Origin of the sequence: Polaromonas aquatica, assembly GCF_042659145.1 — a bacterium.
In the GTDB taxonomy this organism is placed as follows: Bacteria; Pseudomonadota; Gammaproteobacteria; order Burkholderiales; family Burkholderiaceae_C; genus Polaromonas; species Polaromonas aquatica.
In genome coordinates, this window is the sequence record NZ_JBHSRS010000084.1 from 1 (window position 1) to 14,366 (window position 14,366).

The following is a 14,366-nucleotide window of genomic DNA, read 5'->3' on the forward strand; positions in this document are numbered from 1 at the left end:
CCCAACGAATTTGAATTGCAACTCGCTCAGGAGGCGGCTTAATTCTGATGAACCCAGTGGTCCAGCCCAAGGGGTTCACTCCAAGATTGGGTCAGGTTTCAGCGCAATTCAACACAAGTGACTAACTTGGCTTTTTTTCGTGCGTAATTGCCTACTCTAACCCCCAGAGCTTGCCAAACACTCAGACTGGATGGGTAACTCGACCTTCAATGCGGTATCCGCCGACTCGTCACGCGAGCTCGCGATGCATCCCTCGTCCAACGCTGAATCCCTCAGGTCCAATGAACTTCTCGGCAAACGAACCAGCTTAATTAAACAACACATCAAACCCGTCAAAAGGCTCAAACTGCTTGTTTCGATGACGTAGGCGCGTCGGGCCTGGCATGGCCCTCTCCTTAATGGGGTGCCGCTCGTCGCCGGGGTAACACACCACGCGATTGCCTTCGTGCTCGAACGGCTCGGGCTGGATCACGGGTGGCATGCGGCTGCGCGCATCCGACAGCGCGTGCTGTACATGGCTGTAGCGTGTCAAATGCGCCAGTGTCATGATCTGCGGCGGCGCCAGCACGATGTGGCCATCACGGTATTGCTCAAGAGCGGCCCTTGGCCTTAGCCAGACGCTCTCTGTCGCCTCATGGTTGTCGTGTACGGCTGTTTGGCCTGCGGGTACTGCCGCCACAAAAAAGCGGGTGTCAAACCGTTTGCTCATCATGGACGGCACGACAGGTGTGATCCAGCGCGACCAGGGCGCCAGGCTGCTGGTCTGCAAGCGCAGCTGCATCTGGGCCAGCACTTCATCAAAGGCCTGGCCTTCACGCAGCAGCGCAGTTGCACGTGTTGCAAGCTCATGGGTGACGCCCTGTGCAAACAATATTCCGGACTCTTCAAACGCCTCGCGCACCGCCGCCACATACAGGCCTGCGGCCGTCTGCGCATCAATGCCTGGTTCGTTCAATGCGCTGTGCAGTTCGCCCAGTGGCTGGTCCAGGTGGGCAGCCATGTCGAGTTCGGCATCACCCTCGTCTACCTTACCGCCCGGGAACACGTAGGCGCCGCCAAGCACATCGGACAAGCCGTGGCGCTTGAGCAGAAAGACTTCAAGGCCGTCGGCACCATCGCGCAGCATGATGACGGTTGCGGCGGGACGCGCGGGTCCGGCGACGATTTGATTGTTCAGTTCCATGGCATGTCTTTGTTGATGTCAGCGCAGGCTAGCAGACATCCCTTGCCATTGCAGTCCCCTGCATGACGGGAAGCAGGCGTTTACTGCATTTGCGCTTGCCTTAAAAGTCCCCGCTTCCCCCATTGGCCAGGCTTTCAAACTTGGTAATGCGGTTGAGGAAGGCCAGCTTGACCGTGCCGGTCGGACCGTTACGCTGCTTGCTGATGATGACCTCGGCGACGCCGGGCTCCTTGCAGGCTTCCTTGGTGTAGTACTCGTCGCGGTAGATGAACATGATGATGTCGGCATCCTGCTCGATGGCGCCGGACTCGCGCAAGTCGCTCATCATGGGGCGTTTGTCGGTGCGGGACTCTACGCCGCGGCTTAGCTGCGACAGGGCGATCACCGGGCACTGCAACTCTTTGGCCAGCATCTTCAGGCCGCGCGAGATCTCGCCCACGGCGGTGGCGCGGTTTTCTTCGGCCATGCCGCCGGACACGCTCATGAGCTGCAAATAATCGACCACGATCAGGCCGAGCTTGCCGCACTGGCGGGCCAGGCGGCGGGCGTTGGCGCGCAACTCGCTCACGGTCAGGCCAGGCGTTTCGTCGATATGCAAGGAGACGGTGCGCAGCTTCTCAATCGCTTCGGTCAAACGCGGCCACTCTTCATCTGTGAGTGCACCGGTTCGCAAGTGGGTCTGGTCGATACGGCCTATGGAGCCGACGATACGCACGGCAAGCTGCGAGGCCCCCATTTCCATGGAGAACACGGCCACCGGCAGGCCTTCAAGCAGCGCCACGTTTTCGGCGATGTTGATGGCCAGTGCAGTATTGTGAGTCACCACGTCTTCATCGGTGATGTACAGCTTGCTGGGGTGGCTGACTGAAATGCACTGGCAGTCGGCTGTACGGCTGGGCGCGATTGAGGTAACGGTAAGGCGCTTTGTACGCTTCCATTGAGCGGGTGCTCTCGCCACTTTCTCATCCAAAGTAAAAAGAGACTTGGGCTCAGGGTGCGAGATACAACATACATAGGCAGGCAAGCCGGCCATACGCATGCCTGCTACATTGGTGAAATGTGGCTGCTTGCGATTGATGGAGCACCAGCCGCCGATAGAACGCACAAGCTCCTGCACATCCTTCGCCATTTGATGGCTTGCAGTTGAAAACCTCACTGTGCCCCACTTTTCAACCCATCCGTCGGTATCAAGCAAGCCACGCAAAACGCCAAGGCGAACCGGCTTCTGAGCTTCAAGATAAAGACGGGGAATGAACTTGTGGTCGCTTGCAAGGCCAGACAGGCCCAAAGTCTGAAGGCTCTGCCGCAGTGGGTTGGCCTGCACACCCTGAACGCCTGCGGCATGGGCACCACCTTCTCGCACAATACGCCAGTCATAGCGACCAGCGTGCGTCATGCGCATGCCTTCACCGAGCCCGGTTGACATCAACTCCAGCATCTGCGGTGCTGCTGTTGAAAAGCGGACTGTTCCGCTCCCCGTAAGGTTGCCATCACCCAGCAGGCTGCCCAGTACCCATGGGTCAACAGGCACTGGCTCATCGTGACCGAAGTCTCCAGAGGCCGGCTCTATCCACAGGCGGTTGACATAGCGTTTGCACTCCAGCATTGCAAGCAGCTTTGCCGTATTGACGACTCGGGGGGCATCCCATTCCCGATACTGGACTTGCCACAAATGCTCCGCGCAACATTCCGTGCTTCGGCCGTCAGAGAAGGTGATGCGAAAGACTTCTTTTTTACCTTGAGGAAAAACACCAGTAACGATGGAGGGCTGTCCATCAACAGAGGCCAACGCGTCGCCAACAGCGAGATCGCCCATGCGCGTCCAGCCGGTTCGGGTACGGATGCGGGCATCCAACGGCTGCGCTTTACCCATCGAGGGCCGCGCGGCCAGAATGATCAGGTCGCCGGCCTGGAAGCCCGAGGTCATGCGGTCCAGGTCGTAAAAGCCGGTGGGCACGCCCGTGACATCCTGCGGGTTCTCCGCCATTTCGGTCACGCGGTCCAGCAGGTTCACGACGAGCGTGTCCATGCTCTGGAAGCCTTCTTTCATGCGCGAGCCCTGCTCGCCGATCTTGAAGATCTTCTGCTCGGCTTCGTCGAGGATGGTCGCGACGTCCTTGCCTTGCGGATTGAAGGCGTTGGTAGCTATCTCGTCGCTGGCAGACACCAGCTTGCGCAGGATGCCGCGCTCACGCACGATCTCCGCATAGCGGCGGATATTGCTGGCGCTTGGCACGTACTGGGCGAGTGAGTTGAGGTAACTCAGGCCCCCTACTTCGTCGGCCTTGCCCTGGTTTTGCAGGTACTCGTACACCGTGATGACGTCGGCCGGCTTGGATGCGTTGATCAACGCACCGACTGCAGCATAAATCAGCTTGTGTTCGGCACGGTAGAAGTCCTGGTCCACCAGCAGGTCGCCCACGCGGTCCCAAGCTGCGTTGTCGAGCAGCAGACCGCCCAGCACGCTGGATTCGCCCTCAATGGAGTGCGGCGGAATACGCAACTGGGCAATCTGGCGGTCAGGGCTGTAACCGGGGTCGTCGAAAGTGGAAAGTACGGCGGACATGGGTTTCCTTGAGAGAGGGTAAATGGTACGCCGGGAGCGCAGAACCCTGCGGGATAAGGCTGTGGATAAACGGTGGAAATCGGGTGGAAATGCAGCCGGAACATGTGCACAGCCGGCGGGCGCAAACGGCCATGAAAAAAGCCGCTCAATGAGCGGCTTTTTTGGGAGGCCGTAAACAGCTTAAGCGGTTTCGCCCAACACGGTCACGGTGATGTCAACCGTCACGTCGGTGTGCAGGGCAACGCTGACAGCGTGGTCACCCACGATTTTCAGCGGGCCAACAGGCATGCGGATTTGCGACTTGGCAACGGCGAAGCCCTGCTTGGTCAACTCGGCAGCGATGTCGTGGTTGGTCACCGAGCCGAACAGGCGGCCGTCAACGCCGGCTTTCTGCGTGAGCTTGATGCTGGTGCCGCCGAGCTTTTCGCCCTGGGCTTGCGATTCGGCCAGCTTGGCAGCCGCAGCTTTTTCGAGTTCGGCGCGCTTGGCTTCGAACTCGGCCTTGTTGGCTTCCGTGGCGCGACGGGCGCGGCCGGAAGGGATCAGGAAGTTGCGTGCGTAGCCGTCCTTGACCTTGACGATTTCACCAAGGTTGCCGAGGTTAACGACTTTGTCGAGCAGAATGATTTGCATGGTCTCGGCTCCTTACAGGGTACGGTGCTGGTCGCTGTAAGGCAGCATCGCGAGGAAGCGAGCGCGCTTGACGGCGGTGTTGATCTGGCGCTGGAAAATCGCGCGCGTGCCGGTCAGGCGTGCGGGGATGATTTTTCCGTTTTCGGCTACGAAATCGCGCAGGGTGTCGATATCCTTGTAGTCGATTTCTTCAACGCCAGCAGCTGTGAAGCGGCAAAAACGCTTGCGCTTGAACAGCAGGGATTGGGTATTGCGCTTTGGGCGCTTGTCTTTGTTGAAACGTTTTGGTCCGGGCATGATGGACTCCTTAAATCAGGTTTATGGCTTGAATGTGTAAAACAATGCTCTTGCTTGTACGTGCGTTGATCATGAACCCGGTGAACAGGTGGGGCTTGCCTAATTCGAGCTGGCCTGTGGTTTCTGCCAGCGATCCAAAAGCAACCGCTCTTACTGTCAGCTTGACCTGCCTTGTGACACCTGCCTCAACAACTTCAGACTCGTGCTCGAGGACGAGGTTGAGGGCGGGGATTCCGGCTGGCGTGTAGCGAAGAGGACTTACCTCGGCGATACGCGCGGTCAGGTTTACCTGGTTCAATGAATGATCAGTTGCCTGCGTATTCCGCTTGCTGGGTCTTGCGCGCTTCTTCGCGTTCGACGTTGCGCATCATCAGTGACGGGCCGGTTTCAGCCTTCTTCTTGACAACAGTCAGGTGGCGCAGAACGGCATCGTTGAACTTGAACGCGTGTTCAATTTCTTCCATGACTTCCTTGCTGGCTTCAATGTTGATGCAAAGGTAGTGGGCTTTGGCGAGTTTCTGGATCAGGTACACCAGCTGGCGGCGGCCCCAATCTTCAACACGATGCACGGTTCCACCGCCGGCGGTAATCATGCCCTTGTAACGTTCCAGCATGGCTGGGACTTGCTCGCTTTGATCCGGGTGGATCAGCAAGACGATCTCATAGTGACGCATAAACTCTCCTTGTGGTTAGGTAAAAGCTGCCCCAGCGTCGTTAAGGGTGCAGCAAGGCGAAGCCCATGATTATAGCACCCCCACGGTTGCTCACTGCGTGTAGCGCCCTGCCCCCCGAGGGGGCCGCCCGCCTGTGGCCCGGCGAAGCCGGTTCCACGGCTTGACTTGTACGGACACCGCTCCGTTTTGGCGGGCCTGGTTTCAGAGGCTTTTTAAGTCCGGATAACGGATGTACTCGACCAGATCCTGGGATTTCCGGGGCGGCTTCGGGGTGACCAGGCTGACCAGAATGATCACGGCAAAACCAACCGGCACGCCGAAAACCCCGGCAGAAATCGGATCGATCCCCCACCAGAGCTGGATAGGCGATGTAATTCCAAAGGTCGCGCGCAGCCAGTGTTGATTGACCAGCATGTAGTAAAAAGTTACGCACAAGCCCGACATCATGCCCAATGCGGCAGCCGTGCCGGTGGCGCGTTTCCAGAAAATGCCCAGGCTGAGCGCCGGAAAAAAGGACGCCGCCGCAAACGAAAAAGCGGCTGAAACCAGGAACAGGATGTCCGCCGGTTTTTGCGCCGCCACATAGGCAGCCAGCAGGGCCACCATGAGCAGCAGGATTTTGGACACCGTAACCCGGCTCACGGTGGAGGCGTTGGGGTCAATCATCTTGTAATAGAGGTCATGGCCCAGCGCATTGGAAATCGTCAGCAGCAGACCGTCGGCGGTGGACAGCGCCGCCGCCAGCCCGCCAGCCGCCACCAGGCCAGAGATCACATAAGGCAGCCCGGACAGTTCCGGCGTCAGCAGCACGATGATGTCGCCGCTGATGCTGAGCTCATTGAGCTGCAGGATGTTGTCCTTGTTCACATCAACCACCGACAGCAGCGCCGGGTCCACCCTGCTCCAGGTATTGACCCACGCAGGCAGGCGGTCAAACGGCATGCCGACCAGCCCGGTGAACACCTCGTACTTGACCAGCACCGCGAGCGCAGGCGCAGTGAGGTACAGCAAAATGATAAAAAACAGCGACCAGGTCACGGACTGGCGCGCCTCGCGCACGCTGGGCACGGTGTAGTAACGCATCAGGATATGCGGCAAGGCGGCTGTGCCAACCATCAGGCAAAAGACCAGTGCCAGGAAATTTCGGCGCGAAGTGTCGTACAGCGCCTGCTCCTTGGGCGTACCATCCGGGTCGCCTGCAAATTGCGTGGCGTGCGGCGGCATGCCATTGAGCGGCCGGGTCTTGCTCTCGGCCGCAACCTGGGCAGCGGTCCAGGCCTTGACGGCGGCTGCTTCGTCCCTGGGCATATTGGCCATCACCTTGCCAGCGGCAGAGATTGCCGCAACCGAGGCGTTACCGTTTTTAAGTGATTCCAGCTGCTTGTTGGCGGCCAGCCTGTCGGCGGCAAGCGACTCCTCCGGGTGCTTGAGCTTTTCCAGCAAGGCATCGGAATGCTGGCCGTAGAGGGCACGCACCTGCTGCTCTTTCGGGTCGGCAATGAGCTCTTTTTCTTTGGCCGTGACTTTCTCAAGCTGGAAGCCATACACCAGTTGCGGCACCGGCACGCCGGTTTGTTTGACCGACAGCCAGACCACGGGAATCAGGTAGGCGACCACCAGGATGATGTACTGCGCGACCTGCGTCCAGGTGACGGCGCGCATGCCGCCCAGGAAGGAACAAACCAGGATACCGCCCAGGCCGAGAAAAATACCCAGCTCAAACGCGATCCCAGTCAGATAGGAAGTGATCAGGCCCACACCATAAATCTGTGCCACCAGGTAGGTAAATGAGCACAGGATCGCGGCGGCCAGGCCTATCAGCCTGGGCAGGTTGCCGCCGTAGCGCTCACCCAGAAAATCCGGGATGGTGAACTGGCCGAACTTGCGCAGGTAAGGCGCCAGCACAAGCGCGACAAGGCAGTAGCCTCCGGTCCAGCCCATGATGAACGCCAGGCCGCTGTAACCGGTGAGGTAGAGCGTGCCGGCAAGGCCGATGAAGGAGGCGGCAGACATCCAGTCCGCTCCCGTGGCCATGCCGTTGTAGACCGCCGGCACGCGGCGACCGGCCACATAGTATTCGGATGCATCCGTTGTACGGCTCATCACGCCAATGCCGGCGTAAAGGGCGATGGTCGCCATCAAAAATGTGAAGCCTATCCAGAGCCGCGGCAGGCCCATGCGCTCTGCCAGCGCAAGCACCAGCACAAAGGCCACAAAACCGGCCGTGTACCAGCTGTAGACGCGGTTGAGCTGCGCCCGGAACTGCTGGCTGGACATCCTGACGCCATCACGGGTACCGAAAAAACCTGCCACGTTCTAGTCGTCCTCTTCTTCCACGCCATGCTCTATGTCAAGGCGGTTCATGTACCAGGCGTAAAAACCGATGATGAGGCCGTAAACCAGCAAGGCGCCCTGGGCGCCCATCCAGAAGCTGAAGGGCCAGCCGAAAAAAGTAAAGTTCAGCGCACGTGCGAAGTAACTCACGCCAAACGTGACGCTGAACCAGATCAGCAACAGCACCGCAATGACGATGCGGTTCTTGCGCCAGTAGCTACGATGGCTTTCAGTGTGCGGCATCGGACAGCACCGGCTTTGTGGTTGAAAAGGCGCGGTCGCGCTCAAGCTGTTCGGCCACCCGGGGTTCAAATTGGCGCAGGTGGCCCAACACCTTTCGGGCTTCCACGGGTTGCCCCAATGCCAGCCAGACTTCGGCCAGCCGGTACCAGCCGTGCGGGCTCATGGGCTGCAACTCGGTATTTTTCTTCAGCGCCTGTGCTGCCTCGACAAAGCGCTCCTGCGTCATCAAGACCAGTGCCAGGCCGTACCAGGCCCGGTCCATGCGGGCATCAAGCGCCAGCGCTTTTCGGAATGCAGGTTCGGCCTCGTCATGGCGGCCTGCCTGCTGCAACACATACGCCAGGTTGAACCAGGCCGATGCGTCTTGCGGCCGGACGCCGGTGAGCTGCAGCAGGCTTTTAATGGCGGCTTCAAAATTACCCAGTTGCACCTGCACGTGAGCATGGCTGGCCAATGCGTAGCCGTCTGTGGGCTGGAGCCGCAGCATGCGTTCAAATTTATCCGCCGCGTTTTGCCTGCGCCCAAAGGCCAGCAGCACCACGGCCTGCACTTTCAGGAACAAGCGCTGTAAGGCCACCCGCATCATTGACATGAGGCCACGCCTATCTGCAGGCAGATGCTGATCTTGGTGATGGTGGCCGCAGCCCACAGCAGCAGCAACGCAAAGAAAGCCACCAGCGGGACATGGCGGTCCAGCACGATGCGCGGTGAAAACCAGCGTGCGGCAGATACCCAGGGTTTGGCTACCAGCTGCAGCAGGCGGTAAATGGGGTTGCGGTCTTTGGCCGCGCCGGACAGCAGGCCAACGAGACCCTGGGCCGCCAGCGCCAGCAGCGCAATTTCAGCAAGCAGTTTGACGGTGACGGCGAGGGTAAGCATGGCGTTCGGTTGCGATGCTTACGATTGTCATGGCGGGACTCGCCAATTGCTTACCCCCGGGGCGGCAAAGCACCCGGGGTTTTCCCTCAGACTAAAGACAGGCAGGCTTTATTTAGCCAGCTGCTTCCAGGTATCGATCACCGTGTCGGGGTTCAGCGAGATGGAGCCTATGCCCTCTTCCTTGAGCCACTGGGCAAAGTCCGGGTGGTCGCTGGGGCCCTGGCCGCAGATACCGACGTACTTGCCCTGACGTTTGCAGGCGGCAATCGCCATGCTGAGCAGCGCCTTGACGGCCGGGTCGCGTTCGTCAAAGTCCTTCGCCAGGATTTCCAGGCCGGAGTCACGGTCCAGGCCCAGGGTGAGCTGGGTCAGGTCGTTCGAGCCGATAGAGAAGCCGTCGAAGTACTCGAGGAATTGGTCGGCCAGCACCGCATTGCTCGGTATCTCGCACATCATGATGATGCGCAGGCCGTCCTGGCCGCGTTTGAGGCCGTGCTGCGCCAGCAGTTTGGTCACGGCTTCGGCCTGGCCCAGCGTGCGTACAAACGGCACCATGACTTCAACATTGGTCAGGCCCATGTCGTTGCGCACGCGCTTGAGCGCTTCGCATTCCATGGCAAAAGCCTCTGCAAAGTCGGCACTGAGGTAACGTGCCGCGCCGCGGAAACCGAGCATCGGGTTTTCTTCTTCCGGCTCGTAGCGCGAGCCGCCAATCAGCTTGCGGTATTCGTTGGACTTGAAGTCGGACAGGCGAACAATCACGGACTTGGGCCAGAAGGCCGCGCCAATCGTGGCGATGCCTTCTGTGACCTTGTCGACATAAAACGCACGTGGCGAGGCATGGCCGCGGGCCACGCTTTCCACGGCCTTTTTCAGGTCGGCATCGACATTCGGGTAGTCCAGGATGGCCTTGGGGTGCACACCGATGTTGTTGTTGATGATGAACTCGAGACGTGCCAGGCCCACGCCCTGATTGGGAATCTGGCAGAAGTCAAAAGCCAGTTGCGGGTTGCCCACGTTCATCATGATCTTGATGTCAATCGGGGGCATGGCGCCGCGCTGCACTTCGGTGACTTCGGTTTCCAGCAGACCGTCATAGATGTTGCCGGTATCGCCTTCGGCGCAGCTCACGGTGACCAGCATGCCGTCTTTCAGCTGCTCGGTCGCGTCGCCGCAGCCGACCACGGCCGGGATGCCCAGTTCGCGCGCAATGATGGCGGCGTGGCAGGTGCGGCCGCCGCGGTTCGTGACGATGGCGCTGGCGCGCTTCATCACCGGCTCCCAGTTCGGGTCGGTCATGTCGGTCACCAGCACGTCGCCGGGCTGGACCTGGTCCATGTCCTTGATGTCGTGCACGATGCGGACCGGGCCGGTGCCTATCTTCTGGCCAATCGCCCTGCCCTCTGCCAGTACCGTCCCCGTGCCCTTGAGTTTGTAGCGCTGCTCGGCCTTGCCCTTGGCCTGGCTTTTCACGGTTTCCGGGCGCGCCTGCAGGATGTAGAGCTGGCCGTCGGTGCCGTCCTTGCCCCATTCAATGTCCATGGCGCGGCCGTAATGCGTCTCGATGATCAGGGCGTAGCGGGCCAGTTGCTCAACGTCGTCGTCCGTCAATGAAAAACGGTTGCGCAATTCGGTCGGCACGTCAGTGGTCTTGACCAGCTTGCCGCCGGCTTTTTTCTCATCGGCCGTGGTGAATTCCATCTGCAGCAGCTTGCTGCCCAGGTTGCGGCGGATCACCGCGCGCTTGCCGGCTTTGAGCATGGGCTTGTGCACGTAGAACTCGTCGGGGTTGACGGCGCCCTGCACCACGGTTTCACCCAGGCCGTAGCTGGAGGTGATGAAAACCACGTCTTCAAAACCGCTTTCGGTGTCAATCGTGAACATCACGCCGGCCGCGCCCTTGTCGCTGCGCACCATGCGCTGCACACCGGCAGACAGGGCCACGTCGGAATGGGCAAAACCCTGGTGCACGCGGTAGCTGATGGCACGGTCGTTGTAGAGCGAGGCAAACACCTCTTTCATCTTGTGCAGCACATCCTCGATGCCGACCACGTTCAAGAAGGTTTCCTGCTGGCCGGCAAAGGATGCGTCGGGCAGGTCTTCAGCCGTGGCGGACGAACGCACGGCAAAGCTGGCCTGGGCGTTGCCCGCGCTCAGGGTGGCAAAACTCTCGCGCACGGCTTTTTCGAAGTCGGCCGGGAAAGGCTGGGCTTCCACCAGGGCTCGGATCCTTGCACCGGCCTCGGCCAGCGCCCGGACGTCGTCGGTATTGAGTGCATCGAGCACTGCGTTGATTTTTTTGTCCAGCCCGTCGTGGGCCAGAAAGGCACGAAAGGCATGGGCCGTCGTGGCGAATCCGGTAGGCACCCGCACGCCCTGGGGTCCGGTGGGCAGTTGCGAGATCATCTCGCCGAGGCTGGCGTTTTTACCGCCTACAGCCTCGACATCTGACATTCTCAGGTTTTCAAACGGTACGACCAGGGCGGTCGCCTCAAACAGGTTGGACATGAAAATACTCCGGGAGGTTTAAAAACCGGGGCGTCCGTCATGCGCGGCAGGCAACCTTGTTGTTGTTTGAAGGGGTTGGAGCGGGGCATGAGGTCAGAATCTGGATAATTACCCTAATTGTAGGGGCCAGTCCGGAAAAATGCCTCGCCCCTGCCTTTCACATTCCTGAATCCACCCGAACAACCCCGTACAGGCCCCCATGCCCAACCGCACCGTATTTTTCATCTCCGACGGCACCGGCATCACCGCCGAGACCTTTGGCAACGCCATCCTGGCCCAGTTCGAGATGAAACCGCGCCACGTCCGCCTGCCCTTTATCGACACCGTGGACAAGGCGCACCAGGCCATCCGGCAGATCAACCACACGGCCGAGCTGGAGGGCAACAAGCCCATTGTTTTCACAACGCTGGTGAACATGCAGATCCTGGAGGTGCTCAAGGCGAACTGCCACGGCATGCTGCTGGACATGTTCGGCATGTTCGTTGCGCCGCTGGAAGTCGAGCTGGGCCTGAAGTCCAACCACCGCGTGGGCCGGTTTTCGGACGCCTCCAAAAGCAAGGAATACGACGACCGCATTGAGGCCATCAACTTCTCGCTGGCACACGACGACGGCCAGAGCAACCGCGACCTGGCTGGCTCCGACGTAATCCTGGTGGGCGTCAGCCGCAGCGGCAAAACCCCGACCTCGCTGTACCTGGCCATGCAATATGGCCTGAAAGCGTCCAATTACCCGCTGATCCCGGAAGACTTCGAGCGCCGCCAGCTCCCGCCGGCGCTGGTGCCGCACCGCAAAAAGATCTTCGGCCTGACGATTGCAGCCGAGCGCCTGAGCCAGATACGCAACGAAAGGCGGCCCAACTCCAAGTACGCCAGCCTGGCCAACTGCCGCGAGGAAATCCATGAGGCCGAAGCCATGATGCGGCGCGAAGGCATACGCTGGCTGTCGACCACCACCAAGTCGATTGAAGAAATCGCCACCACCATCCTGCAGGAGATCAGGCCGGAGCGGCTGGTGTATTGAAATGCCCGGTTTTCGCTATCGTTTTTATAGCTGGCTGCGCGTATATTATGAGGGCCTGGGGCATATTTCATGCAAAAAATGAGCCCCAACGGGCTTCAGAAGGCTATCCCGGCCAGCTTTGGGCCTTGTTTTCAGTGAAAACGCCCACTTTTCAAGCCTGAAAGCACCTCTGGCCCTTGTTGCTCCTGCGCAGCCAGCTATTTTATTGATAGCAATCTACAAGCGCCCAGGACGCATCAGCCCAAAACCGCCACACCCTTGACCTGCGCATAGACCCGGCTGCCGGGCTGCAGCTGAAGCGCATCGGCCGACTTTTGCGTGATGCGGGCCAGCAAGGTGCTGCCGTTTGCATCCAGCCCGACCATGACCTGGCCCGGGCTGTCGGCGGAAATGCCGGTGACGGTCACGGCAAATATATTCAGCACACTGGTGCCTTCCTGCTTTTGCAGCGTCAGGCTGACGTCGCGCGCCTGTATGCGCACACGCACGCGCTGGCCGACTGTCAGGGACGGGTTGAGCAGGCTGATCTGCCCGCCGGCAAACCCGGCATGGCTCAGGTGGTACTGCGGCTCCACCCGGTTCACGGTGGCTTCAATGACGGCGGCGGCGCTGTCGCCATGGGCCAGCGGCAGGTCCATGCGGGTCATCAGCTCGCGGGTCGGCCCTGCGGCCACCACACGCCCGGCCTCCAGCAGTACAAGATGGTCGGCCAGCCGGGCCACTTCGTCAGGTGCGTGGCTAACGTAAAGCACCGGGATGTCCAGCTCGTCATGCAAGCGCTCAAGGTAAGGCAGCACATCGGCCTTGCGCTGCACATCCAGCGAAGCCAGCGGCTCGTCCATCAGCAGCAGGCGCGGGCTGGTGGCCAGAGCGCGGGCAATGGCGACGCGCTGCCGCTCGCCGCCGGACAGCGTGTCACTGCGCCGCTGCAACAGTTTTTCAATGCCCAGCAGTTTGATCGCCTGGTCCAGCGCCACGCGCCGCTCGGCGGCGGGCACGCGGCGCAGGCCGTAGTCGAGGTTGCGCTGCACATCCAGATGCGCAAACAGGCTGGCCTCCTGGAAAACATAGCCCAGCGGGCGCCTGTGCACCGGCAGAAAGACGCCGGCACGCTCGTCCTGCCAGACCTCGCCATTGACAGAGAGGTATGCGGAGCCGGCACGCTCCAGCCCTGCCACGCAACGCAGGAAAGTGGTCTTGCCCGAACCCGAAGTGCCGTGGACCGCCGTGACGCCACGCCCGGGCAAGTCCAGCTTCACATTGAGCAGGAAATCGCCGTTGCGGCGGCTGAATGTTGCCCTGATGCCGTCGTTGCCGCTCATGGGGTCTGTACGCGCAGGCGGCGGCGTCCGGTGGGCTGCAGGATATACAGCGCCAGCAGCACCAGGAAGGAAAACACCAGCAGCCCGCCGGCCAGCCAGTGCGCCTGGGTGTATTCCAGCGCCTCGACATGGTCGTAGATCTGCACCGACATCACACGCGTCTTGCCGGGAATGTTGCCGCCCAGCATGAGCACAATGCCGAACTCGCCTACGGTGTGCGCAAAGCCCATCACGGCTGCCGTCAAATACGCCGGCCTGGCGAGTGGCAACACAACGCTGATAAAGGTATCCAGCGGCGAGGCACGCAGCGTTGCCGCCACTTCCAGCGGCCTGTCGCCAATCGCCTCGAAGGCGTTTTGCAGCGGTTGCACGACAAAAGGCATGGAATAAAACACCGAGCCGATAGCCAGCCCGGCAAAACTGAAAGGCAGCAGGCCCCAACCCAACGATTGCGTGACCTGGCCGACGGGGCCGTTTGGCCCCATGAGCACCAGCAGGTAAAAACCCAGCACCACGGGCGGCAAGACCAGCGGCAATGCCACCAGCGCGCCGACCGGGCCCTTGAGCCAGGAACGCGTGCGGGCCAGCCACCATGCGAGCGGCGTGCCCACCAGCAGCAAAATCAGCGTGGTGGTGCCCGCCAGCCTTATGGTCAGCGCTATCGCCTGCAGCTCCGCATTACCCAGCATTCGCAGCTTTTATCTTT

The 14,366-nt window shown here is 60.5% G+C and carries 14 protein-coding genes; 1 reads left to right on the plus strand and 13 read right to left on the minus strand.

The annotated features are described in order from the left end of the window. Nucleotides 1-307 precede the first annotated feature (307 nt). From ACFQND_RS21210 to ppsA, 11 genes are all read right to left on the minus strand, one after another. On the minus strand, nt 308-1,183 hold the full coding sequence (locus tag ACFQND_RS21210; RefSeq protein ID WP_371439535.1) for an NUDIX hydrolase: 876 nt from the start codon (nt 1,181-1,183) through the stop codon (nt 308-310). Between the two features lie 100 nt (nt 1,184-1,283). Then, on the minus strand, nt 1,284-3,749 hold the full coding sequence (gene dnaB / locus ACFQND_RS21215; protein ID WP_371439536.1) for a replicative DNA helicase: 2,466 nt from the start codon (nt 3,747-3,749) through the stop codon (nt 1,284-1,286). A 180-nt stretch (nt 3,750-3,929) separates the two neighbouring features. Further along, entirely contained in the window at nt 3,930-4,382 is a 453-nt protein-coding gene (gene rplI / locus ACFQND_RS21220) for a 50S ribosomal protein L9 (RefSeq protein ID WP_371439537.1), read from the minus strand. A 12-nt stretch (nt 4,383-4,394) separates the two neighbouring features. Further along, nucleotides 4,395-4,679, minus strand: a complete 285-nt coding sequence (gene rpsR, locus ACFQND_RS21225) for a 30S ribosomal protein S18 (protein ID WP_341904919.1) — start codon at nt 4,677-4,679, stop codon at nt 4,395-4,397. A gap of 10 nt (nt 4,680-4,689) precedes the next feature. After that, nucleotides 4,690-4,977, minus strand: coding sequence for a primosomal replication protein N (gene priB / locus ACFQND_RS21230; protein WP_371439538.1), 288 nt, complete (start codon nt 4,975-4,977; stop codon nt 4,690-4,692). 7 nt (nt 4,978-4,984) lie between these two features. Then, the gene (rpsF, locus tag ACFQND_RS21235) at nt 4,985-5,353 is read right to left on the minus strand and encodes a 30S ribosomal protein S6 (protein WP_371439539.1); all 369 of its coding nucleotides are present in this window, start codon (nt 5,351-5,353) and stop codon (nt 4,985-4,987) included. A 201-nt stretch (nt 5,354-5,554) separates the two neighbouring features. Further along, a complete protein-coding gene (locus ACFQND_RS21240) occupies nt 5,555-7,666 on the minus strand; it encodes a sodium:solute symporter family protein (RefSeq protein ID WP_371439540.1) in 2,112 nt (703 codons plus the stop codon). A 3-nt stretch (nt 7,667-7,669) separates the two neighbouring features. Next, entirely contained in the window at nt 7,670-7,930 is a 261-nt protein-coding gene (locus ACFQND_RS21245) for a DUF4212 domain-containing protein (protein WP_371439541.1), read from the minus strand. Continuing rightward, entirely contained in the window at nt 7,917-8,522 is a 606-nt protein-coding gene (locus ACFQND_RS21250) for a tetratricopeptide repeat protein (protein WP_371439542.1), read from the minus strand. Before ACFQND_RS21250 ends, ACFQND_RS21245 begins: the two co-directional genes overlap by 14 nt. Next, entirely contained in the window at nt 8,513-8,809 is a 297-nt protein-coding gene (locus ACFQND_RS21255) for a hypothetical protein (RefSeq protein WP_371439543.1), read from the minus strand. Before ACFQND_RS21255 ends, ACFQND_RS21250 begins: the two co-directional genes overlap by 10 nt. Before the next feature lie 108 nt (nt 8,810-8,917). Next, complete coding sequence (gene ppsA / locus ACFQND_RS21260) at nt 8,918-11,317, minus strand: phosphoenolpyruvate synthase (RefSeq protein WP_371439544.1); 2,400 nt, start codon at nt 11,315-11,317, stop codon at nt 8,918-8,920. Between the two features lie 199 nt (nt 11,318-11,516). Between ppsA and ppsR the strand changes: the two genes are divergently transcribed. After that, nucleotides 11,517-12,338 carry a posphoenolpyruvate synthetase regulatory kinase/phosphorylase PpsR gene (ppsR, locus tag ACFQND_RS21265; protein WP_371439545.1) on the plus strand — a complete coding sequence of 274 codons (822 nt, stop codon included), beginning with the start codon at nt 11,517-11,519 and terminating at the stop codon, nt 12,336-12,338. A 236-nt stretch (nt 12,339-12,574) separates the two neighbouring features. On the opposite strand, the gene modC is transcribed toward ppsR, so the two are convergent. Both modC and modB read right to left on the minus strand, forming a co-directional pair. Beyond that, nucleotides 12,575-13,660 (minus strand): molybdenum ABC transporter ATP-binding protein, encoded by a 1,086-nt coding sequence (modC, locus tag ACFQND_RS21270; RefSeq protein ID WP_371439546.1) that lies wholly within the window; start codon nt 13,658-13,660, stop codon nt 12,575-12,577. Further along, on the minus strand, nt 13,657-14,349 hold the full coding sequence (gene modB / locus ACFQND_RS21275) for a molybdate ABC transporter permease subunit (protein ID WP_377414522.1): 693 nt from the start codon (nt 14,347-14,349) through the stop codon (nt 13,657-13,659). Before modB ends, modC begins: the two co-directional genes overlap by 4 nt. Nucleotides 14,350-14,366 lie beyond the last annotated feature (17 nt).

Coding starts and splice junctions, on each gene's coding strand:
- ACFQND_RS21210 (WP_371439535.1), bottom strand. CDS start 1,183: ATGGAACTGAACAATCAAATCGTCGCCGGACCCGCGCGTCCCGCCGCA.
- modC (WP_371439546.1), bottom strand. CDS start 13,660: ATGAGCGGCAACGACGGCATCAGGGCAACATTCAGCCGCCGCAACGGC.
- ACFQND_RS21255 (WP_371439543.1), bottom strand. CDS start 8,809: ATGCTTACCCTCGCCGTCACCGTCAAACTGCTTGCTGAAATTGCGCTG.
- rplI (WP_371439537.1), bottom strand. CDS start 4,382: ATGCAAATCATTCTGCTCGACAAAGTCGTTAACCTCGGCAACCTTGGT.
- ppsA (WP_371439544.1), bottom strand. CDS start 11,317: ATGTCCAACCTGTTTGAGGCGACCGCCCTGGTCGTACCGTTTGAAAAC.
- modB (WP_377414522.1), bottom strand. CDS start 14,349: ATGCTGGGTAATGCGGAGCTGCAGGCGATAGCGCTGACCATAAGGCTG.
- ACFQND_RS21245 (WP_371439541.1), bottom strand. CDS start 7,930: ATGCCGCACACTGAAAGCCATCGTAGCTACTGGCGCAAGAACCGCATC.
- ACFQND_RS21250 (WP_371439542.1), bottom strand. CDS start 8,522: ATGTCAATGATGCGGGTGGCCTTACAGCGCTTGTTCCTGAAAGTGCAG.
- dnaB (WP_371439536.1), bottom strand. CDS start 3,749: ATGTCCGCCGTACTTTCCACTTTCGACGACCCCGGTTACAGCCCTGAC.
- rpsR (WP_341904919.1), bottom strand. CDS start 4,679: ATGCCCGGACCAAAACGTTTCAACAAAGACAAGCGCCCAAAGCGCAAT.
- rpsF (WP_371439539.1), bottom strand. CDS start 5,353: ATGCGTCACTATGAGATCGTCTTGCTGATCCACCCGGATCAAAGCGAG.
- ppsR (WP_371439545.1), top strand. CDS start 11,517: ATGCCCAACCGCACCGTATTTTTCATCTCCGACGGCACCGGCATCACC.